Origin of the sequence: Corynebacterium sp. MSK047 (assembly GCF_030232285.1) — a bacterium.
In the GTDB taxonomy this organism is placed as follows: Bacteria; Actinomycetota; Actinomycetes; order Mycobacteriales; family Mycobacteriaceae; genus Corynebacterium; species Corynebacterium jeikeium_D.
The window spans coordinates 89749-111273 of record NZ_JASPJI010000006.1 but is presented as its reverse complement, the minus strand read 5'-3'; the positions used below and the strand labels follow the sequence as shown (position 1 = coordinate 111273).

Here is a 21525-nt window from a genome sequence, read left to right as displayed (position 1 = left end):
AAGAGCTTCAAAGAGTTCAATTAAGCCAACATTGTTCTACCCCGCTGTGAGCCATCCGTTCGCAGTGGGGTAGAACTGTGTTTATGGAAAAAATCACGCCAGCGACCACTGCACAAACAGAGCCCACTTTTCCTTTTACTGCGATTGTCGGGCAGCAGCGACTACAGCTTGCGTTGATTCTGACCGCCCTATCCCCGGAGATTGGTGGCGTGGTCATCCGCGGTGAGAAGGGCACGGCCAAGACCACTACTGTCCGCGCGTTGGCACCATTTCTCAGCGGATCGTTGGTAAACCTACCCCTCGGCGCGACGGAAGATCGAGTCGTAGGCTCCATCGATGTGGAGACCGTCCTGACTACCGGACACGCACAGTTCAATCCGGGACTACTCAGCGCGGCTGACGGTGGCATTCTCTATGTCGACGAGATTAACCTGTTGCCGGATCATCTGGTTGACTCCGTTCTCGATGCCGCAGCCACCGGTCGCGTGGTTGTTGAACGCGATGGCATCTCGCACTTTGCAACCTCCAGGTTCGTGTTGGTCGGCACGATGAACCCGGAAGAGGGCGAATTGCGTCCCCAGCTTCTCGACCGCTTTGGTCTCGCCATCGACGTCACCGCTTCCAAGGATCCGGCTGTCCGCGCGGAAATCGTCGCTCGCCGCCTCGACTTCGACACCGACCCGGAGAGCTTTGTCACGCGGTTCGCCGCCGACGACGAGGCACTGCACGCCCGCATCGATCGCGCACGCGCACTGCTTGACGACGTCGAATTGACCCCCAACATTCTTGGTCAAATTGCCACAGTGTGCGCTGCTTTTGATGTGGACGGGATGCGTGCCGACATCGTCATTGCACGTACCGCCCGCGCTCACGCTGCCTGGCGAGTAGCCGGGGACGAGTCGGCGCAGCCGGCACGCGGCAATCCAATTGAGATCACTGCGGAAGACATTAAGATAGCTGCGGAAATGGCACTGCCGCACCGTCGTCGCCGTGACCCCTTTGATGAACCAGGACTGGACCAGGAACAGCTCGACGATGCTCTGCAGGATGCAGAGGAGCAGTTCCGAGATGACCAGGATCAGCCAGAGTCGGATTCGGAGACCTCAGACCAGCCCGAAGTCAAACCTGAGAAGCCCTCCCAGTTCGACTCCAACTCCGAACCACAGGAGCCACAACAGTCGAATTCCGCGGGATCGAAGGGAGGTCGCGCCGCTGAAGGCGCCCCCTTTCGCCGTTCGTAAAATCAGCGTTGACGGTGTCGGCCAAGGGGATTCCGGTCGGCGTTCCAAGGCCATCGGCCCGCGGGGCAGCACCATTGGTGCCGAGCGGGGAGGCCATGGTCTCCACGTGCCGGCGACAGTGCTGGCCGCAGCCAATCGTGGTGCCCGGATGGGCGGCTCCATGATCCCTCTGGAACCGGAGGACGTTCACGGCGCTATTCGACAGGGAACTGAGTCCAATCTGGTCGTCTTTGTCGTGGACACCTCGGGTTCCATGGCAGCACGCGACCGTCTGGCAGCCGTCACCGGCGCGGTCACATCGCTGCTGCGTGATGCCTACCAAAGCCGCGATAAAGTCGCTGTCATTACTTTCCGCGGAAATAACGCCGAATTAGTTTTACCGCCGACGAAGTCTATCGACACCGCAGTACGTCGCCTCGCAGATGCCCGCACTGGTGGCCGAACTCCATTGGCCGAAGGATTGCTGAAGGCACACGAAGTGGTAGTTCGGGAAGCCCATAGGGAGCCCACACGGCGCGCAATCATGGTGTTGCTCTCCGACGGCCGAGCAACGGGTAAAAATGGCCTGCAGCAGGCGAGGGCTGTGGCCGCAAAGATCCGTCGTCAAGCGTTGGCGGCGACGGTGGTCATCGACTGTGAGCGCTCTCGCGTGCGGCTGGGGCTGGCACAGGAACTCAGCGTGGAATTGGGTGCGACCTGCATAAATCTCTCCGAACTCAATGCCGAAGCCGTGGCGGGCGTGGTCCATGCCTATCATCGAGACCATGGCACAAGGAAAGCTTGACCCCAAATCAATTCCCAACGATGGACTGACCACCAGGCAGCGTCGCATGATTCCGATTACTGCGGTGCATACGGGCCCAGGTAAGGGCAAGTCCACCGCGGCATTCGGTATGGCGATGCGCGCGTGGAATCAGGGGATGAATATCGGTGTCTTCCAGTTTGTGAAGTCGGCAAAGTGGAAGGTTGGCGAGGAAGCTGTCATGCGCCGATTGGGCGAGCTTCACGACGACACGGGGGAAGGCGGCCCGGTCGAATGGCACAAGATGGGAGAAGGCTGGTCTTGGTCGCGTAAGCAGGGCACTGAGGAGGACCATGCGGCAGCTGCTGCCGAGGGATGGCAGGAGATTAAACGCCGCCTGGAAAATGAGGTGCACGACTTCTACGTGCTCGACGAGTTCACCTACCCAATCAAGTGGGGTTGGATTGATGTCGACGATGTGGTGGAGACATTGAGGAACCGTCCCGGCCGCCAGCATGTGGTGATGACTGGCCGCGATGCGGATCCGAAGCTCGTGGAGGTCGCGGATCTGGTGACGGAGATGACCAAGATTAAGCACCCGATGGATGTCGGACGTAAGGGACAAAAGGGCATCGAGTGGTAGCGCCTGGAATTGTCATCGCGGCGACAGCATCAGGCACGGGAAAGACGACAATCTCCACGGGCCTGATGCGTGCACTGTCGCGCCGTCACGCGGTGGCACCTTTCAAAGTCGGACCCGACTATATTGATCCTGGCTATCACGGGGTAGCCGCTGGTCGTCCCGGCCGCAATCTGGATTCCTTTATGTGCGCGACTGAGATGATTGGGCCGCTCTACGCGCATGGAGCTGCCGACAGCGATATTGCGGTGGTCGAAGGGGTTATGGGGCTTTTCGACGGCCGCATTGGTGACGACCCGCTATCGGTGGAGGGCTCGACGGCTGAGATTGCCTCACTGTTGGGCCTTCCGGTGGTGTTGGTGATTGATGCCCGGCATATGTCGCAGTCGGCGGCGGCTGTTGTCCACGGTTTCTCCACGCTTCGCACTGACGTCCGAGTCAGTGGCGTGATTATTAATCAGGTGGGCAGCCCGCGGCATGCGGACATCATTACCCGTTCTGTGGAGGCCATGGGGGTCGAGGTGCTCGGTGCTATTCCGCGAGTGACTGATATTGAGGTGCCCAGCAGGCATTTGGGGCTGGTCACTGCGGTCGAGCAGGGTGAGCAGCTAGAAGCGGTCATTGAATCGATGGCCAACTTGGTGGAGACCTACATCGACATCGACCGGATTATCCAGCTTGCCCGGCAGCCCTATCCAGCCGAACCATGGGACCCTGCACAGTTCGTTGCACCGCTGGCTCTTAATCGCCGCGTGCGCGTGGCGGTCGCGGCGGGTCCTGCGTTCTCGTTTACCTATGCAGAGCACCGTGAGCTATTGCAGGCCGCTGGAGCCGAGGTCGTGGATTTCGACCCATTGGTTGACGAACTGCCGGAAGCCGAAGGCTACATCGTGCCCGGTGGATTCCCGGAAGAGCATGCCGACGCGCTATCTATTCGTGATGACATTCGCCGCGATCTACGTCAGGCTGCCGATGATGGTGCGCTGATTCACGGCGAATGCGCGGGGCTGCTCTGGCTGCTTGAAGATCTCGGTGGGCGCCGTATGTGTGGCATCATCCCGGGGCGAGCGCACATGGCACGGTTGAAGCTGGGGTACCGGGAGGCTGTGGCGCTGACTGATTCTGCGCTGTGCCCGGTAGGAACGCGCGTGCGCGGTCACGAGTTCCACAAGACAGCCCTCACCGATGACACCGCAAGTGTCGCTGCTGCGGCCGGGTGGCAACCAGCCTGGGGTTGGCGTGGATATCAAGGCGAAACAGTTCGCGACGGCTTTGTTTCCGAGTCTGGGCGGATTCATGCCGGTTACCTGCATGTTCATCCGGCGGGTGCGCCGGGGAACGTCAGTCGCTTTGTCGCTTCGTGCGCCGGGTAAAGTGCTAGCTATGAGTTTGCTTCTCAAAGACTACGGTGTGTTGGTGATTGGCGGTTCCACGGCTGCAGAGCGCGTGATTCCTCGGCTGTTGGACTCTGGCGCTGATGTCACTGTGTGTGAAGGTGGGGAAGTAACAACTGCGATTGAGGCCTGGGCTGCAGACGGCCGTATTACTTTGACCCGCACCGGTTTTACCGAGGCGATGAGCTGGGGCAAGGCTCTCATGGTCTGCTGTGACGAGGCGTTGTTGCGTGAGGTGACTCTAGAGGGACACCGCCGAGGTATTCTCGTCGACGATGAAACCGGGGCTTCCAGCCCGCTTACTCCTGTGGCGCTGACCGGCCGTCGCGCGTCGCGCGCTGGGGACCTCGCTGGTCAGGTCGCGCTTGTGGGTGGTGGCCCGGGCGACCCCGGTCTGATTACCGTTGAGGGGCGTCGCTTGCTCCGGCTTGCCGACGTTGTCGTTGCAGACCACCTCGGTCCACTGTCGCTGCTCGGTGACTTGGAGCCGGATGTCGAGATTATTGATGCCGGCAAGCTTCCTTACGGCCGCGCCATGGCTCAGGAGCGCATCAATGAACTGCTAGTTCATCGTGCCCGCGAGGGCTACTTTGTGGTCCGGCTCAAGGGTGGCGATCCGTACATCTTCGGCCGCGGTTTTGAAGAGCTTCAGGAGCTGCAGCAGGCAGGGGTACCGGTTCGAGTTGTGCCGGGTATCACCTCGGCACTGGCGGTACCAGGGACGATTGGTATTCCAGTAACAATGCGTGGCGTCAACCACGAATTCACTGTTGTGTCCGGTCACGTCCCACCGGGGCACAGGAAATCGCTGGTCAATTGGGATGCGCTGGGCCGGATGCACGGCACTATTGCCATCATTATGGGAGTTAAGAACGGGCCGAAGATTGCCGAGGCTCTGATGAAGGCCGGCCGCAGCCCGAAGACTCCGGCTGCGGTCATCCAGGACGGCACGTTGCCGAATCAGAGGTCGCTACGCTGCACACTCGGCGAGCTTGGCGAGAAAATGGTCGAAGAGGCAATCAAGCCGCCCGCCGTTATCGTCATCGGTGAAGTCGCCGGTCTGGATGAGGGCGATGAGTAAGAACAACAAGTCGAGCAACAACAAGTCGAAGAAACCAGAGCCAGAGCAGCAAAAGGCAGGGCTTGTTACCCGACTGCTTGCCGACGATCAGCTGCGTAGCGCCATCTGGATGGGTGCTGCGACCTTCCTGGTCTTCTACCTCGGAGCCATGATCATCTTCCGCCTCCTTCTCCTCGGCGGAGAAGGATCGCGATACGACAGCATTTTCATCGCTGTTATCGCTCTGATCGCCGCCATTGTGGCAGGCCGAAAGCGCTACAACGACGACATTTAGTTTTCCGGGACGCGGAAGATGAGGGTGTCGTCGTCAAGCGAGACGTCGTATCCTGCGGCGCGTGCGATGTCGACGGCCTCTGTGGGGGAGGTCGGTGTCGTGTCGGAAAGGGCGATGGCGCGGGCAAATAGGCCCTTGTAGTGCTTGTTGAAGTGGCTGACGATTTTGCCCTCGGCGGTGAGCACGGTCATCGTTGTCGCGCTCTTGACTTTGCCCAAATTGGCGTAGGTGCCGGAACGAAGGTCGATGAGGAAGTCGACATCATTGAGAGCCTCGGTGATGGCGGTGCCCCAACGGCGCTTCATTGTGGGAGCCGCGTCGGCAGGCTGATCCGCGAAGGGGAGCTTGACCGTACCAGAGAGACGGTAGTGGGGGATGAGGTCGTCCCCGCCAATGACACCGAAGAGCGCTGACCCGATGGCGAGTCGAGCACGGCCGGTTTCCGGCAAATCGCTGGGGGAGAGTGCGTCGTAGAGCACCCCGGTATAACGCTCGAGAGCCGGCATAGTCGGCGACTCTAGGAGCGCGGCATTAGCTGTGACTTCGTCAGCAAGCCGTGGCCCCAGCTTCAGTGTTTCCATCGCGGCTTCCCTGTTCGCACTTAGCGCCACGAGATCGGCTGCAATGCGCTCGCGGATGGGGTTGAGGGAGCCGAAGCTCAGCGAGGAAAAGTCTACTGCGGGATGGCTGCCACCAGTGGCTTTGGTTTCAGATGGGGGTAGGACTACGAGCATGGGCACCATAGTAATGCCCCGCATGTTGCGAAGAATGATCGACGGGTAAAATCAGCATTCATGATTACGCGAATGTCCCAGCTGTTCCTGCGCACACTGCGCGAGGATCCAGCTGACGCCGAGGTCCCTAGCCACAAGCTGCTCGTCCGTGCCGGCTACATCCGGCGAACTGCCCCTGGTGTGTACTCCTGGCTGCCACTGGGCTTGAAGGTTCTGCGCAACGTAGAGAAGGTTGTGCGCGAGGAGATGGAAGGCATTGGCGCACAGGAGCTGGCATTCCCTGCACTGCTCCCGCGTGAACCGTACGAGGCGACGAATCGGTGGACCGAATACGGCTCCGAGCTGTTCCGTCTGAAGGATCGCAAGGGCGCGGACTACCTGCTGGGGCCGACGCACGAAGAGATGTTCGCGCTGGCTGTCAAGGATCTTTTCAGCTCCTACAAGGATTTCCCGACGACGCTGTTTCAGATTCAGACCAAATACCGCGACGAGGCCCGCCCGCGCGCTGGTATTCTGCGTGGCCGCGAGTTCGTGATGAAGGACTCTTATTCCTTCGACATGGACGACGAGGGGCTGGAGAATTCTTATCAGCAGCACCGCGGTGCCTACCAGCGAATTTTTGACCGGCTGGGCATTAAGTACGAAATCTGCCACGCCACCTCCGGCGCTATGGGCGGTTCGGCCTCCGAGGAGTTCCTGGCTGTTAGCGAAAGTGGCGAAGACTCCTTCGTAGTCTCCACCGACGGTGAGTACGCCGCCAATGTGGAAGCCGTGAAGATTCCGGCAGTTGAACCGCAGCCGATTGAGGGACAACCGGAGGCGAAGGTTTACGAGTCTCCGAACTGCACCACAATCGCAGCACTTGTTGATTGGGCCAATGGTGCGGACCTCGGACGCGAGGTCACTGCTGCCGATACTTTGAAGTGCGTTCTCGTCGCCGTCGACCCGAAGAAGGTCGATAAGGAGGGCAACGCCCTGCCGGAACAGCTCACCGCAATCCTGGTTCCCGGTGACCGTGAGGTCGATGAAAAGCGTCTTGAAGTCGCATTTGAACCGGGTGAGGCACGCTTGCTGGAGGACAAGGACTTCGCAGCCAATGACTTCCTGATCAAGGGCTACGTCGGCCCGCAGGGGCTCGCCGATCGCGGTGTGAAGGTCCTTGCTGACCCCCGCGTGGCGGAGGGCACAAATTGGATTACAGGAGCCAACGAGGAAGGCAAGCACATCGTCGATGTGGTCGCTGGTCGCGACTTCCAGATTGACGGTATTTGCGATGTCGCAGAGGTGCGTGACGGCGACCCGGCTCCGGAGGGGCATGGCACGCTAAAGATCGAGCGCGGAATCGAGATCGGTCACATTTTCCAGTTGGGCCGCAAGTACACCAACGCCTTTGAAATCGACATCCTCGATGTCAACGGTAAGCGTGCTCGTCCGACGATGGGGTCCTACGGCATTGGCGTATCCCGCCTGGTCGCTGTCCTCGCAGAACAGCAGTTGGATGAAAAAGGCCTCAAGTGGCCAGTTGCCGCAGCACCGTACAAGGTTCACATCGCTGTGGCCGGCAAGAACGCCGAAGCAGCTGAGGCCGCTGAACAGCTGGCGGAAGACCTCAGCCAGCAGGGCATTGAGGTGCTTTTCGACGACCGTCCGAAGGTCAGCCCCGGTGTGAAGTTCAAGGACGCCGAGCTGCTGGGTATGCCGTTTGTGGTCATCTTTGGCCGTGGCTACGCGGACGGCAAGGTGGAGCTGCGTAACCGCCTGACCAACGAGACCGACGAGGTCGCCGCTGACGGCATTGCAGCTCACGTCGCGGAGCTGGTTCGCAAGGCTTAGAGCCCGGGCAACGGCTCCAAGTTGTTGCCACCTAGCGCTGCCGCTCCGGCGGCAGCCACGCCAGCTGCCTGCAGTGCGAACATACGCATCCGAGGGTTATTAGCAGCGAGCAATACGTCTTCCCACGCCTGGGCACAATAGCGCTCCAATGCAATCATGTAATCGACGGGTGCCGTATCTGGCGAAGGAGCGCCTTCCGGCATATAGCCAGGTGCGCTCTCCGGCACCTCAACGTCGGAATCCTCCAAAATTAGTCGGGCACGATCGCGCAAAATTCGGTGGCGCTCGCCACGGGCCAAAAGTGCAGTAGTGGTATCGCCTCCGACACGTGGTGCGGCTACGCCGACACCGTAAATCATCATGTATTCGGCTTGCAGTGCCTTAGTCATCTGTTCTTCGGCACCCGAGATTTCATCCCTGTCACTGGGAATCAATGGGACAAGCTCCTCCCACTCAGCGCCCGCAACACGCAGAGCGAGGACGATACCGCCATCGACAGCCGTGGCGAGGCGCGCAGTGTGCTCCTCCCGCAATGCAGTGCGTGAATCCAGGGCATTCGTCAGTACGGGATTGTTTCGCGAGTCCGTGAGCAGTAGCTTCGCGTCGGAACCGGTAACCAGGGATCCTGGGACTGCTACGTCCGAGCCACATTCATCGACAGGTTTACCGTCCTTGTGGGTGCCGCAGGCGCGTGTGATTTCCTTATCCAGTTCGGTAACCTGCGCGGAGCGCACCGCTGCGAGGTCAGGATTGGCGTCGATAAGCGAATGTGAATCGCGCGCCGCGAGCGCGTGGAGAACCTCAATGGCGTAATCGGGGCGCGGTGCCACCAGATGCGAACACGCGGAGAGCGCGGGAAGTGATCCCACGGCGAGGGCAGCAGCGAGGAAGCCACGGCGTGAGAGAGTACGAGTGCGATGCGATGCGGAAGCAAAACTGGGGGCGGGAGGTTCAACAATCACCTCACTATGGTGCCACGGCGAGCGGCACTTTGTGTCAATGCGGTATGTGGAAAGCGCCCAGGTGCGCAATTCCTAGTACTTGACCTGTAGACTCTACGACTATGGCGATACCCGCACCCGAGAAAATTGAACAGTTTGTGAGCCCGGCGCTCGCACAAATCGGCCTGGATGTGGAAGATGTCAAGGTCGTTCGCGCCGGCGCAAAGTCACAGGTCATTGTGTTGGTTGACGCAGATGAGCGTCCTGACCTCGATGTTCTGGAACAAGCCACGCATGAAGTATCTTCGGCTCTGGATGCCGCGGAGGTACGTGGTGAAGCCGACTTCGGCGCTCAGGGCTACACCTTGGAAGTTTCCACTCCTGGTATTGACGCACCGCTGACTCAGCCTCGGCACTGGCGTCGTAACCGTGGTCGTATTGCGGAGATTTCGCTTGCCGACGGTTCCGCGATTGCAGCCCGCATTGGTGCGTTGTCGCCGGATGAAGAATCCATCATTCTCGTTACCTCTAAAGGGCCAAAGGGGCGTTTGAAGGCTGTTGGTCAGCGTGTCCAATTAACCAATGTGGCCCGTGCAGTGGTACAAGTTGAATTCTCTAATCCGCCCGCAGCCGAGAAAGATTTTGCGGGACTAGACTATGACGATGCCTTGACCAGGCTGGAGGATAACAAGTGAAGATTGAACTAGCTGCCCTGCGAACCTTGGAAAAGGAAAAGGGTATTCCTGTTGACGAAATGCTGGGACTGGTCGCCCGAGCATTGCGTGAAAGCTACCGTAATACCACCGCACCGGCACAGTATGCGCGCGTCGAAATCGACCGTGAGACCGGTGACGTCATAGTCTTTGCCCAGGAGCGAGACGACGAGGGCAATCTCATCTCCGAATGGGACGACACTCCGGAGGACTTCGAGCGTACCGCTGCATTCGCTGTTCGTCAGACCATCCTTTCGCGTCTGCGGGATGCGGAGAGCGATAAGGTTCTCGACGAATACGCAGACCTGTCTAATCAGGTCATTTCCGGCGTGGTCCAGCGCGATGTCTATGCCAATGAAAAGGGCATTGTCGTCGTCCACATCGGTTCGGAGGCCAACGGCCGCGACGGTATTCTGATGCCGGCTGAGCAGCTGCCAGGTGAGGAACTCAAGCACGGTGACCGCATCAAGTGCTACGTCGTCGGTGTGAACAAGACTCCGCGGGGTGTTGCGATTCACCTGTCACGCACGCACCCGGAGCTCACTCGTAAGCTCTTCGAACTTGAAGTTCCGGAAGTTGCCGATGGGGCAGTGGAATTGATTTCCATTGCGCGCGAGGCCGGTCACCGCACCAAGGTTGCTGTACGCCCCACGGTCAAGGGCCTCAACGCTAAGGGCGCCTGCATTGGGCCCCGCGGTCAGCGTGTGAGCTCGATTATGAATGAGCTCAAGGGCGAGAAGATCGACATCATCGACTACGACGAGGATCCGGCGAAGTTCGTTGGTAACTCGCTGGCGCCCGCCAAGGTAGTTAGTGTCAAGATTCTGGACATGGACGAGCGCCGTGCACACGTTGTGGTGCCCGACTACCAGCTCTCTCTTGCTATCGGCAAGGAGGGACAGAATGCCCGTCTGGCGGCTCGTCTGACCGGCTGGCGAATCGATATCCACTCCGACGCGGAGTAGACACAACGTCAGCGTCCCAGCGGTTGCGAAAGTGGCGGGAAAGTGCCTAGGGGGTTGGCACTTTCCCGCCTTTTCGGGTTATGCTGGGAGGTGGCCAAACGACAAGGCGTGATTTTCCTATGCGAATTTTCGCGCTGAATTTCTTAGCAGGAAGGTGGGTGCGTCAGGAGTATGACGACTTCGCGGGTGCTAAACCCGAATTCGACAACTCATACGCCTGCACCCACACGTACCTGTATCGCAACTAAGCAGCGCCACAATTGCTCGGAGCTGCTGCGCATTGTCGCCACCACCCGTTCAGATGGCTCAGTAGCCGTCGTTGCTGATCCGCATCGTCGGATGCAGGGGCGAGGTGCCTGGATCACCCCAACACTAAAGGCTTGGGAGATCGCCGACAAGCGCCGTGCATTTGGCCGCGCACTGAAGGTATCTACGCAGGTAGATGCGTTTCCGGTTAAACAGTTTATCGCCACGCACTACGAAGCGGCGGAGGGTTTCGCCCCCGCTGACGATGTGCGTGTCGCTAAGCAGGGAGGCAGGAAAAATGACAACAGAAAGACCTGAACACTGATGAGCACACGATGAAGCATCAGCGATGAACGGCAATAGATAAGAGGGAGCCCTGCAGGCGCTCTCGGTGCGCGGACAAATCCGCCATCGGGCGCTGCTCGGCCCCCACTAGTGAGGAGAGCAGTGTCCGGAAAGCTACGTGTCCATGAGCTCGCTAAGCAGCTCGGGGTCACCAGCAAAGAACTACTCGCCGAGCTGAAGGCTCAGGGCGAGTTTGTTAAGACCGCTTCTTCGACGGTGGAACCACCCGTCGTCAGGAAGATGAAGAAGGTCTACGAAGAGAAGAATGCTGGCGCAGGTGCTGACGCGTCTGCCCAGGCCCCAGCGACCAAGGCTGCAGCTAAGTCTGCTGCTAAGTCGGGTGCCAAGCCAGCAGCTAAGCCAGGCGCTAAGCCTGCTGCACCAGCGGCGGCAAAGCCAGGTGCCAAGCCTGCTGCACCAGCGGCGGCAAAACCGGGTGCCAAGCCTGCTGCACCAGCGGCGGCAAAACCGGGTGCCAAGCCAGCTGCACCGTCCCGTTCGCCGAAGCCGGGACAGGAAATGCCACGCCCGCCGAAGCCTGCTGGCCCGAAGCCAGGGCCGAAGCCAGGCGCACGCGCACCGCGTGTGGCGAACAACCCATTCTCGACCGGCGGATCCTCCCGTCCGGCACCGCGGCCGTCCAACATGCCGCGTCCGCAGGGCGGTCCTGGCCGTCCGGGCCCGAAGCCGGGTGGACGCCAGGGTGGCCCTCGCCCGCAGGGTGGAAACGGCCGTCCGGGCCCGAAGCCGGGAGCACGCCAGGGTGGCCCTCGCCCGCAGGGTGGACAGGGTCGCGGTAATAAGCCGAGCGGCAATCGTCCAACTCCTGCAATGATGCCTTCGCACCCGAACCCGGGGCAGATGCCTGCAAAGGCAAGCCGCGGTGGCGGTGGCGGTGGCTTCGGCGGCCGTGGTCGCGGCCCGGGTGGCCCGGGTGGCGGACCGCGCGGTGGTCGCGGCGGACGTCGCGGTGGAACTGCAGGTGCATTCGGGCGACCAGGAGGCGCCCCGCGTCGCGGACGTAAGTCGAAGCGTCAGAAGCGCAACGAGTACGAGGCAATGCAGGCACCATCCGTGGTAGGCGGCGTTAAGCTGCCCAACGGTAAGGGCACGACCATTCGCCTCGCACGTGGTGCATCCCTGTCTGACTTCGCTGAGAAGATTAACGCCGATGCAGCATCGCTGGTCCAGGCGTTGTTCAACCTCGGCGAAATGGTGACGGCAACTGCATCGGTCTCCGACGAGACCCTGCAGCTGCTCGGCGACGAGATGGATTACAAGGTCCAGGTCGTCTCGCCTGAGGATGAGGACCGCGAGCTCCTCGAGTCCTTCGACCTCCAGTTCGGTGAGGACGAGGGCGACGATGAGGACCTGGAGCAGCGCCCGCCAGTGGTAACTGTGATGGGTCACGTCGACCACGGTAAGACGCGCCTGTTGGACACGATTCGTAAGGCCAACGTCGGTGGACACGAGTCCGGTGGTATTACCCAGCACATCGGTGCCTACCAGGTGCCGGTGGAGCTCGACGGTGAGAAGCGCAAGGTTACCTTCCTGGATACCCCGGGTCACGAGGCGTTTACCGCCATGCGTGCTCGTGGTGCCAAGTCGACCGATATCGCGATTCTGGTTGTTGCAGCTGATGACGGCGTCATGCCGCAGACGGTTGAGGCTATTAACCACGCCAAGGCCGCTGATGTGCCGATTGTCGTTGCAGTCAACAAGATTGATAAAGAAACTGCAGATCCGCAGAAGATTCGTGGTCAGCTGACTGAATACGGTCTCACTGACGAAGAGTGGGGCGGCGACACTATGTTCGTCGATATCTCCGCTAAGCAAGGTCTCAACATCGATCAGCTTCTCGAAGCAGTGCTGTTGACTGCCGATGCTTCGCTGGATCTGCGCGCCAATCCGGATATGGACGCTCAGGGTGTCGCCATTGAGGCTCACCTTGACCGTGGCCGTGGTCCGGTGGCAACCGTTATCGTTCAGCGCGGTACGTTGCGCGTCGGTGATTCCATCGTTGTCGGTGACGCATATGGTCGTGTTCGCCGCATGGTCGATGAGTACGGCAACGACGTCGATGAGGCCGGTCCTTCCCGTCCGGTTCAGGTGCTCGGCCTGACCTCCGTACCGGGTGCTGGTGACAACCTCCTGGTTGTTGACGAGGATCGTACGGCCCGCCAGATTGCAGACCGCCGCGACGCACGTCGTCGTAATGCGCTGCAAGCACGTCGTCGCAAGCGCGTCTCCCTGGAGAACCTGGACGAGATTCTGAAGGAGACCAACACCCTCAACCTGATCCTGAAGGGCGACAACGCCGGTACCGTCGAGGCACTGGAAGAAGCCCTGCTCAAGATCGAGGTCGACGACGAGGTCGCTCTGAACATCATCGACCGTGGTGTCGGTGCTGTCACGCAGACCAACGTCACGCTGGCTGCTGCGTCTGACGCCGTCATCATCGGCTTCAACGTTCGCTCCGAGGGCAAGGCCACCGAGGTTGCCAATGCTGAGGGCGTTGACATCCGCTACTACACGGTGATCTACCGTGCTATCGAGGATGTCGAGGCTGCTCTGAAGGGCATGCTCAAGCCGGTCTACGAGGAGAAGGAGATTGGTCGTGCAGAGATTCGCGCCATCTTCAAGTCTTCCGCAGTTGGCCTCATCGCCGGCTGTATGGTCGAGTCCGGCAAGGTCCGCCGCAACGCGAAGGCTCGCCTGGTTCGTGACGGCAACGTCATTACGGATTCGGCGACTATCGAGTCGCTGAAGCGAGAGAAGGACGATGCCACCGAGGTCGCAGCCGGTTACGAGTGCGGTATGGTGCTGTCCTACCCGGACATCCAGGTGGACGACGTTATCGAGGTCTACGAGATGGTCGAGGTTCCGCGCACGTAGCGACGTAAGCTAAACACTGCGTGAACTTTGATAAGGCGCTCCCTTCGGGGAGTGCCTTTTTGCGTATCGTGTTCGTTATGGGCTTCAAAACTAATCTCTTTGCACTCTCAGGTGAACTGCCGCGAACGAATATTTTGAATTATCCTCCTGCGAGCGCAGAGGAGACTCTTGCGCAATTGGACAAGATTTGGCCAGGGAAATTCGCCTTTGATTCCGAGGAAACCATTGAGGATGGTCATAATTGGTACTTCCACGCGGTAGCGTTTGGGCCAACGCTGCTTTTCGGGACCGACGACGTATACGACCTTATTGAGGACCCAGCGTTGGCGAACGATCCTCGCGAAAGTTGGTCACTGTGCATCAATAGTGTTGTCGATTTCTGCCACTACAAGACTCCTACCAGGGAATTAGAAGCAAGCTGCGAAGACTATGATTTTGACATGCAGCGGTTTTTCAGCTCTGGACGACTGTTGGATTTCGAGGTACCGTTCGCTAACGGTGAACACGTCGAGGTACTACATCCGACGGATGTGGCTGAATGGGAACAAACCCATGGCAGTGTGGCGCCCAAGGATAAAAATGGTGAGGTAAGTTACCTTTTCCATCCGCTGGAGCTAGGTAATGCTGCGGTTAAATGGATTTTCGGCATCGAGGGAGAAACACCATTGCAGGACAGTGTGATGGATTCACTGCCTGACTGCTCTCATGTTAATGGGTTACCGATGTACAACTTCGTGGAGCGCCGTTAAGAGCGTACGGGTAGGCTGCGTTTCACCTGCGCAATTCCGTAGTAGCGACTCCCCATGCCGTCGATGACATCGGTGGTGGTGGCAGTGTTGTCGTGATGATTAATGGGTTAGTAACAAAGGGCGAGCGTGCGGCGAAGCAATTGACTGCACTCGGTAAACGGGTGCGGGCGAAGTCGCGAAACATGCGGTTCGAAGTTGAGTAGTGTTTTGCGTGTTAGTATTAGCAGTCCTTTGTATTGAACCGTTTTGCCGGATCCCAAATGGGTCTTTGTCAGTGAAGGGGCGCTTCAGGCCCCACGCTAAATGGGGTCTAGCTACGAATCGTTACGCACAGGTAGAGATAGATAGGGAGTAGCCAAAAATGGCAGATCCAGCACGCGCGCGCAGGCTGTCCAAGCGTATTCAGGAGATTGTCGCCAGCGCAATTGAGCGTGAGATTAAGGACCGGCGGCTGGAGTTTGTGACTATCACCGACTGCCGCGTCACCGGCGATTTGCACGACGCCACAGTTTTCTACACTGTGCGCGGACGTACGCTCGACGAGGAACCGGACTACGAGTCGGCAGCAGCAGCGCTGGAAAAGGCGAAGGGGCAGCTGCGTTCCCTGGTCGGTCGTGGCACCGGTGTGCGCTACACACCGACGCTGGCTTTTGAGGTTGACACCGTGCCGGAGATTTCCGCGCACCTTGAGGAGCTGCTCGATAAGACTCGCGCGCGCGACGCGGAATTGGCTGAGCAGGCTAGAAACGCAAAGCCCGCAGGCGATGCCAACCCATATCGCGACGAGGAGTAAAACTCTCCACCGGCCACATCTATCGATGAAAGGGGCACCCACGTGACCACTTCTCCGCAGGCTCAGGAGCAGGCAGCTCACCAGCTTTCCCAGGCGATTAATCGCCGCATGTCCAAGCCGATTCAGCAGATGCAGGATATGCTTGCCGACGCCAAGAAGGTCGGCGTCATTGCCCATGTTCACCCCGATGCGGATGCGATTGGTGCTGCATCTGCGATGGTCATGGCACTTGTACAACGTGGCATTTCGGCTGTAGCCAGCTACGGTGAGAGCGATTTGCCAGCCAAGTCGCTGCTGACCATCCCCGGATGGGAGCGATTTGTCGAGTACACGGACTTGGATGAAGACATTGATACGTGGGTGACTGTCGACTGCGCAAGCCCGGGGCGCCTCGGTGCGCTGGAAGATCGCGTGATGGCCTCCGACCGCGTTATCAATGTTGACCATCACGCGACCAACACTCGCTTTGGGTCCGTCAACATGGTTGACGAACGCGCAGAGTCCTCGACCATGGTGCTCCTGGACTTCTTTGGTGTCTGGGGTATCAAGCTGACCACGCCGATGGCTCATGCTCTCTATGCAGGGCTGTTGACGGACACCGCATCGTTCCAGTTCGGCCATTCCCGCATGCACACTGCAGCGGCGCGCCTGCTGGATAAGGGGCTCAATCCGCGCACGATTGGTGCACAGCTGCTGGAAGAACATCCGTTTGCCTACCTTCCATTCCTGGGCAAGGTGCTTTCCACCGCGACATTGGTGCCCGAGTGGGGCGACGGCGCTGGCCTAATCCACGTCGTCATTGAGTACGACCAGACCGCCGAAGTTGGCCACGATGAGATTGAATCGGTCGTGGACATTGTGCGTACGACTAATGCGGCCGACGTCTGTGCCGTGCTTAAGGAGTATGAGCCAAACCAGTGGGCCGTCTCGCTGCGTTCTCGCGAGCTTGTCGATGTCTCCCAGGTCGCCCTGGAAATTGGCGGCGGTGGCCACGAGCGTGCCGCCGGTCTGACTCGGGAGTGCAGCAAGGATGAGCTGCTGCAGGCCATCCTGGACACCAGCGATGTCGCAGCCCAGGCACGCCGAGGCACAAGCGAGGCCTAGGGGATTGTCGGACTCGCGAGAAACTCAGGAACACACTGAGATTGAGCACACTGACATAGAGCGAACCGGGCACAGTGCGAAGTCAGATGTCAGCCTTCGCGCAATCGTTTCGCTGGCGCTGCCAGCGTTGGGCGTTCTTGCCGCGCCCGCCCTCTATGTGCTGCTGGATACGGCTGTCATTGGTCGGCTTGGAGCTGTCCAGCTTGCGGCGCTTGCCGCTGGTTCGACGGTATTTTCCGTGGTAACTACGCAGCTCACTTTCTTGGCTTACGGCACGACCGCCCGATCAGCGCGAGCCTTTGGCAGGGGCAACGTGGACGAGGCGGTTGAAGAGGGACTGCAAGCGACGTGGGTCGCCATCTTTGTGGGCCTTAGCCTCTTTGCCATCATCGTGGGGTTGGCACCAGTATTTACCGGTTGGTTAGCTTCTCATCCGGAGGTCGCTCATGATGCCGGGCAATGGCTGAGAGTTGCTGCTTTCGCCATTCCGCTGACGTTGATTGCACAGGCCGGAAATGGTTGGCTGCGCGGTATCCAAAACACCCGCGCGCCGCTGATATATGTGCTCTCAGGCCTTGTTCCGGCCGCCATTGTGATTGTGCCGCTGGTCCGCGCCTTCGGTCTCGAGGGCTCTGCGATGGCCGTTCTTTTCGGCGAATTGATTACCGGCGGGCTGTTCCTCCGCCGTCTTTTCAAAGAGTGCTCTAGCCGCAAGCTCTCCATGCGCCCGAATGGCGCCATTATCAAAAGCCAGCTGGTCCTCGGCCGCGATCTCATCGTTCGCTCCTTGTCCTTCCAGGTAGCGTTCCTCTCCGCCGCAGCGGTTGCTGGCCGCGTTGGGCCGACCACGCTCGGTGGGCACCAGGTCATGCTGCAACTGTGGAACCTGATTTCGTTGGTGCTCGACTCGCTAGCGATTGCTGCACAGACGCTCGTCGGTGCAGCGTTGGGCGGTAGCTCCACGGCCGTTGCCCGCTGGACTGGCAAGCGCGTGACTGTCTGGTCAAGCGTCATTGCCCTCGGCCTAGCGGCTGTTTTCGCAGTAGGTAATGCCAGTATTGTCCGCATTTTTACCGACGCCACAGGCGTGATTGACGCAGTCACCGCTGGACCATGGTGGATTCTTGTCGCAATGATTCCTATCGGCGGTGTCGTCTTCGCGCTCGATGGCGTTTTGCTCGGCGCCGGCGACGCAGCCTTCCTCCGTAACGCCACCGTTAGCGCGGTCTTGTGCGGTTTCCTCCCACCGGTCTGGCTGGCGCAGGCATTTGGCTGGGGGCTGACCGGCGTGTGGTGCGGTCTCTTGGCCTTCATGATTCTGCGACTCATCTTTGTCGCTACCCGTTTCCGTGGAGAGAAATGGTACGGCATCAGCGCATGAGTGTGCTTGTCGACGTCCAGGAGTATCTGGCCAGGCATTTGCCCGCCGGTAGCCGGCTGGTTATTGACTCCAATGCCGAGCGTCCGTTTAGTGATGCGGAATTGCAGCAGCTCCGTAGCGCTGAGTTGAGGCTGTCTGATAGTGCAGCACCTGTTCGAATCCGTGATTTCACCCGAGGGCGCCTCGCTGCGCATGAGGCGGTGCAACGGCTAGGAGAGTCTGCCCCACATGGGATTGGCATGTCGGACACCGGAGCGCCGCTGTGGCCACAAGGGATCGTGGGGTCAATTAGCCACTGCGGCAGGGCCGTGGCAGCCGTGTCCGCGAGCGCTGAACAGCTGCAGGGGATTGGCATCGATGTCGAGGTCGAGCAGACTCTAGAGTTAGGAATCATCGATGCAGTCTTGCGCACTGACGAAGCACGTCCTGACCCGCTGGTGCAATTTAGCGCCAAGGAATCAATGTACAAACTCTGGGAGCCGATAGTCGGGCAGTGGCTGGACTTCGACGAAGTCTCCGTCGAACTGAGAAAGAAACGGATAGCAGGGCGAGGTTTTTCCCGAGGACTCACAGGCGGACCTTTACAGCTAACGTTTCACCGTGAGATTCCCGACGCCTTCTGCGGAGTAAAAGGCTTCTGGGCTCGCGGTGCAGGCATCGTTGCAACCGCGGTGTGGCTCGAGCAGTCTTAAAATCCTTGAGAGGTAGTCACAGCGTGGCCGGGCGCACCACGAAGACCGTCTTAGCCCGTTTGCCAGATTCTGTGAGCAGCGCCGGAACCTTTCCCGTTGGTGACACCGCCGCATAGACTCCAGGTTTTCCGATCGGCTCCAGCCACTTGCCCTGAGTCAAATCAGCCGCCTGCTGTTCAGTAATTTCGCGGGTATCAAAGCAACGCAGGCAGGCCTCGTCCAGACTCATCGGCAGCAAGGAAGCGGCGCGCTCCGGGACTGGGCGTCGCATCTCCGCAATTTCTGGATTGGCGGTGTCGAACTGCTCGGCCTTCGCCGTGAGCTCGTCGATAGTCAACGCCTCATCAATAGTGAAAACGCCGGCGGCAGTACGTCGAAGCGCGGTGAGATGACCACCGACCCCCAATGCATCCCCCAAGTCACGAGCTAGGGCGCGGATGAACGTGCCGGCAGAGCAGTCGACCTCCACGTCGATATCGATGCACTCCCCGGGGCGGGAAGGATCGGAGTCGTGGCGGATGTCCTGAACCTCATAGCGGGTGATTGTCACTGGGCGCGCAGGGATATCGACCTTCTCACCACGGCGGATGCGCTCGTAGGCGCGGACACCGTCAATCTTCACCGCTGATACCGCCGCGGGTTTTTGCATGATTGTGCCGGTGAACTTCGCAATTTCCGCTCGAACCATTTCATCAGTCACCGATGCCGCCGAGGATTCGGAGAGCAACTCGCCTTCGGCGTCGTCGGTAAGCGTGGCAGCGCCGAGCCGAATGGTGGCTTGGTAGGACTTCGTGTCCGCGTGGACATGCGGTAGGAAACGCGTGCCGCGGCCGATGCCGAGGACGAGCACACCGGTGGCCATGGGGTCGAGGGTGCCGGAGTGGCCGACCTTCTTGGTGCGGAAGATTCGACGGAGTTTGCCCACTACATCGTGGCTTGTCCAGCCTTGGGGCTTGTCCACGATGACAATGCCGGAGTCTGCAATCGGATCGAAGTCGGTCATAGAGGCAATCCTATGTTGCGCTATATGCGGTGTGTTAAACGGTGACCAGTTACACTGGCTCTCTGTGGAGATTTGGTATGGCTTGGACAATGCACCCGAAGACCTGGGGGACACGGTCGTAACCATCGGAGTGTTCGATGGTATTCATCTTGGGCATAAGCGCCTGATAGCTGCTGCGGTCAGTGACGCTCGCGCTCGTGGCGTGAAGTCGCTGTTGATGACTTTCGACCCCAATCCCGTAGCGCTGTTTGCCCCGGATAAGGTGCCGCCGGCGCTGTCCACCGTTTCCCGTCGTGCCGAGCTGGCAGAGGCGGAGGGAATCGATGCCATGCTTGTCGTGCCTTTCGACAAGAACTTCTCCAGCATCCCCGCAGAAGACTTTGTACGCACCGTTGTCCGCGACAAGCTGAATGCACAGGCCGTCTTCGTTGGCCAGAACTTCACCTATGGGCAGAAGGCCGCAGGTACCGCCGAGACTATGCCGGAGCACGGCCGTAAGTGTGGGGTCGACGTCACCATCGTCGACCTTCTCGACGTCACTGCCGCGGACTCGACCGAACGTGTTTCGTCGACACGTATTCGCGGTTTGCTTGCCGACGGTGCGGTGTCCGCAGCCGCCTCGTGTCTCGGGTACTTCTACCGTGTCGATGGTGATGTTATTCCAGGTCAGGGGCGTGGGGGAGCGCAGCTGGGCTTTCCGACCGCCAATATTGACTTCGCTGAGGGCCTAGCAATCCCGGCTGATGGTGTCTACGCGGCATGGTTCACGGTTCAGCCGACGGCAGCCCGCCCGGAGCCGGACCCGAAGGGCGATATCGAGTTTGGGGTGCGCTACCCAGCGGCCGTGTCGGTGGGCACTAATGTGACCTTTGGAGACACTGGTCGAACGGTCGAGGCCTACGTGATTGACCGTCATGCGGACCTCTACGGCACCGCTGGGCAGGTTGAGTTTGTCGACCGGATTCGCGGAATGGAGAAGTTCGACTCGGTCGAAAAGCTCATTGACCGGATGAACCAGGACGTGGCAGACACCGAGGCCATTTTGGCTAAGACCGATTAGCTGTTAAAGTAAAACGTCGGCTGTGACTGCGGTCCACAAGCAGTTGCGAGGAACCAGCTGCCAGACGCTGTTTGGTTCCGGGAAAGCCGAGAATGTGGACTGAAAAAACGACCATAATTTGATTCAAGGAGTTAGATTTACATGGCTTTGAACACTGCAGAAAAGGCTGAGATTCTCAAGGAGTTCGGCCTGCACGAGACCGACACCGGTTCCCCGGAGGCTCAGGTTGCACTGCTGACCGCACGTATTCGTCAGCTGACCGAGCACCTGAAGTTCCACAAGCACGATCACCACTCCCGTCGTGGTCTGCTGCTGCTGGTCGGTCGCCGCAAGGGCCTGCTGCAGTACCTGCAGGACAACGATGTTGAGCGCTACCGTAAGCTGATCGAGCGCCTGGGGCTGCGTCGCTAAGGTTCTCCTTAAGGTCCTGTTTGACAGAGCTTCATTGGTGTAAGTTGCTCTGTTAATTCAAGGCTTTTAAGCTTTTTAGACTCGCCGTTTGGGTTTCCATTGGATGGAAGCTCACGGCGGGTCTTTTTTTTGATCACTTGTCGTTGTGGTATTCACTCATCGATGCGCTGTAGCGTGGCCACAAGTGAATACCTCATCGACATGTGGAGGGGCTGATCGAAAGCGTGCGCATAAGTGCCGGGGCACCATCGATAAGACACGGTAATTCGTCGATAAGACACGGTAAAC

Annotated in this window: 21 protein-coding genes; 18 read left to right on the top strand and 3 right to left on the bottom strand. The window is 59.5% G+C overall.

Annotation, left to right across the window (positions count from 1 at the left end):
* Positions 1 to 83 precede the first annotated feature (83 nt).
* The 6 genes from QP981_RS03820 to QP981_RS03795 all read left to right on the top strand — a co-directional run bounded on the left by QP981_RS03820 (position 84) and on the right by QP981_RS03795 (position 5372).
* Positions 84 to 1241 carry a magnesium chelatase ATPase subunit I gene (locus QP981_RS03820; RefSeq protein WP_284857454.1) on the top strand — a complete coding sequence of 386 codons (1158 nt, stop codon included), beginning with the start codon at positions 84 to 86 and terminating at the stop codon, positions 1239 to 1241.
* A 106-nt stretch (positions 1242 to 1347) separates the two neighbouring features.
* Positions 1348 to 2025 carry a vWA domain-containing protein gene (locus QP981_RS03815; RefSeq protein ID WP_240593329.1) on the top strand — a complete coding sequence of 226 codons (678 nt, stop codon included), beginning with the start codon at positions 1348 to 1350 and terminating at the stop codon, positions 2023 to 2025.
* Positions 2006 to 2626 carry a cob(I)yrinic acid a,c-diamide adenosyltransferase gene (gene cobO / locus QP981_RS03810; protein WP_042389270.1) on the top strand — a complete coding sequence of 207 codons (621 nt, stop codon included), beginning with the start codon at positions 2006 to 2008 and terminating at the stop codon, positions 2624 to 2626. Before QP981_RS03815 ends, cobO begins: the two co-directional genes overlap by 20 nt.
* The gene (locus QP981_RS03805; RefSeq protein ID WP_088611512.1) at positions 2620 to 3996 is read left to right on the top strand and encodes a cobyrinic acid a,c-diamide synthase CobB; all 1377 of its coding nucleotides are present in this window, start codon (positions 2620 to 2622) and stop codon (positions 3994 to 3996) included. The genes cobO and QP981_RS03805 overlap by 7 nt, the downstream gene beginning before the upstream one ends.
* Positions 3997 to 4006: 10 nt before the next feature.
* Positions 4007 to 5098, top strand: a complete 1092-nt coding sequence (gene cobA, locus QP981_RS03800) for a uroporphyrinogen-III C-methyltransferase (RefSeq protein WP_070602448.1) — start codon at positions 4007 to 4009, stop codon at positions 5096 to 5098.
* Entirely contained in the window at positions 5091 to 5372 is a 282-nt protein-coding gene (locus tag QP981_RS03795) for a hypothetical protein (RefSeq protein ID WP_239271971.1), read from the top strand. The genes cobA and QP981_RS03795 overlap by 8 nt, the downstream gene beginning before the upstream one ends.
* Here the strand turns inward: QP981_RS03795 and QP981_RS03790 are convergent.
* The gene (locus tag QP981_RS03790) at positions 5369 to 6106 is read right to left on the bottom strand and encodes a YaaA family protein (RefSeq protein WP_042389272.1); all 738 of its coding nucleotides are present in this window, start codon (positions 6104 to 6106) and stop codon (positions 5369 to 5371) included. The two genes, QP981_RS03795 and QP981_RS03790, sit on opposite strands and share 4 nt — an antisense overlap.
* A 60-nt stretch (positions 6107 to 6166) precedes the next feature.
* Between QP981_RS03790 and QP981_RS03785 the strand changes: the two genes are divergently transcribed.
* On the top strand, positions 6167 to 7939 hold the full coding sequence (locus QP981_RS03785; protein ID WP_088611513.1) for a proline--tRNA ligase: 1773 nt from the start codon (positions 6167 to 6169) through the stop codon (positions 7937 to 7939).
* Here the strand turns inward: QP981_RS03785 and QP981_RS03780 are convergent.
* Entirely contained in the window at positions 7936 to 8901 is a 966-nt protein-coding gene (locus QP981_RS03780) for a DUF4439 domain-containing protein (RefSeq protein ID WP_240593331.1), read from the bottom strand. The two genes, QP981_RS03785 and QP981_RS03780, sit on opposite strands and share 4 nt — an antisense overlap.
* A 101-nt stretch (positions 8902 to 9002) precedes the next feature.
* Between QP981_RS03780 and rimP the strand changes: the two genes are divergently transcribed.
* From rimP to QP981_RS03735, 9 genes are all read left to right on the top strand, one after another.
* Complete coding sequence (gene rimP / locus QP981_RS03775; protein ID WP_070644036.1) at positions 9003 to 9575, top strand: ribosome maturation factor RimP; 573 nt, start codon at positions 9003 to 9005, stop codon at positions 9573 to 9575.
* The gene (gene nusA, locus QP981_RS03770; RefSeq protein WP_069358754.1) at positions 9572 to 10558 is read left to right on the top strand and encodes a transcription termination factor NusA; all 987 of its coding nucleotides are present in this window, start codon (positions 9572 to 9574) and stop codon (positions 10556 to 10558) included. Before rimP ends, nusA begins: the two co-directional genes overlap by 4 nt.
* Before the next feature lie 171 nt (positions 10559 to 10729).
* A complete protein-coding gene (locus tag QP981_RS03765) occupies positions 10730 to 11122 on the top strand; it encodes a YlxR family protein (RefSeq protein ID WP_016422585.1) in 393 nt (130 codons plus the stop codon).
* A 129-nt stretch (positions 11123 to 11251) separates the two neighbouring features.
* Positions 11252 to 14044: a translation initiation factor IF-2 gene (infB, locus tag QP981_RS03760; protein WP_284857453.1), complete on the top strand. Its 2793-nt coding sequence runs from the start codon at positions 11252 to 11254 to the stop codon at positions 14042 to 14044.
* A gap of 20 nt (positions 14045 to 14064) precedes the next feature.
* Entirely contained in the window at positions 14065 to 14793 is a 729-nt protein-coding gene (locus QP981_RS03755) for a hypothetical protein (protein WP_070546972.1), read from the top strand.
* Positions 14794 to 15154: 361 nt separating this feature from the next.
* Positions 15155 to 15586 carry a 30S ribosome-binding factor RbfA gene (gene rbfA, locus QP981_RS03750; protein ID WP_016422588.1) on the top strand — a complete coding sequence of 144 codons (432 nt, stop codon included), beginning with the start codon at positions 15155 to 15157 and terminating at the stop codon, positions 15584 to 15586.
* Positions 15587 to 15628: 42 nt separating this feature from the next.
* Complete coding sequence (locus QP981_RS03745; RefSeq protein WP_070643398.1) at positions 15629 to 16690, top strand: DHH family phosphoesterase; 1062 nt, start codon at positions 15629 to 15631, stop codon at positions 16688 to 16690.
* Between the two features lie 4 nt (positions 16691 to 16694).
* On the top strand, positions 16695 to 18071 hold the full coding sequence (locus tag QP981_RS03740; RefSeq protein WP_088611516.1) for an MATE family efflux transporter: 1377 nt from the start codon (positions 16695 to 16697) through the stop codon (positions 18069 to 18071).
* Positions 18050 to 18763: a 4'-phosphopantetheinyl transferase family protein gene (locus QP981_RS03735; RefSeq protein WP_167389311.1), complete on the top strand. Its 714-nt coding sequence runs from the start codon at positions 18050 to 18052 to the stop codon at positions 18761 to 18763. Before QP981_RS03740 ends, QP981_RS03735 begins: the two co-directional genes overlap by 22 nt.
* Positions 18764 to 18779: 16 nt before the next feature.
* Here the strand turns inward: QP981_RS03735 and truB are convergent, their stop codons facing one another.
* Positions 18780 to 19766 (bottom strand): tRNA pseudouridine(55) synthase TruB, encoded by a 987-nt coding sequence (gene truB, locus QP981_RS03730; RefSeq protein ID WP_088611518.1) that lies wholly within the window; start codon positions 19764 to 19766, stop codon positions 18780 to 18782.
* 64 nt (positions 19767 to 19830) lie between these two features.
* Between truB and QP981_RS03725 the strand changes: the two genes are divergently transcribed.
* Positions 19831 to 20826 carry a bifunctional riboflavin kinase/FAD synthetase gene (locus QP981_RS03725; RefSeq protein ID WP_284857450.1) on the top strand — a complete coding sequence of 332 codons (996 nt, stop codon included), beginning with the start codon at positions 19831 to 19833 and terminating at the stop codon, positions 20824 to 20826.
* 141 nt (positions 20827 to 20967) lie between these two features.
* On the top strand, positions 20968 to 21237 hold the full coding sequence (gene rpsO, locus QP981_RS03720; RefSeq protein ID WP_016422594.1) for a 30S ribosomal protein S15: 270 nt from the start codon (positions 20968 to 20970) through the stop codon (positions 21235 to 21237).
* Positions 21238 to 21525: the final 288 nt, after the last annotated feature.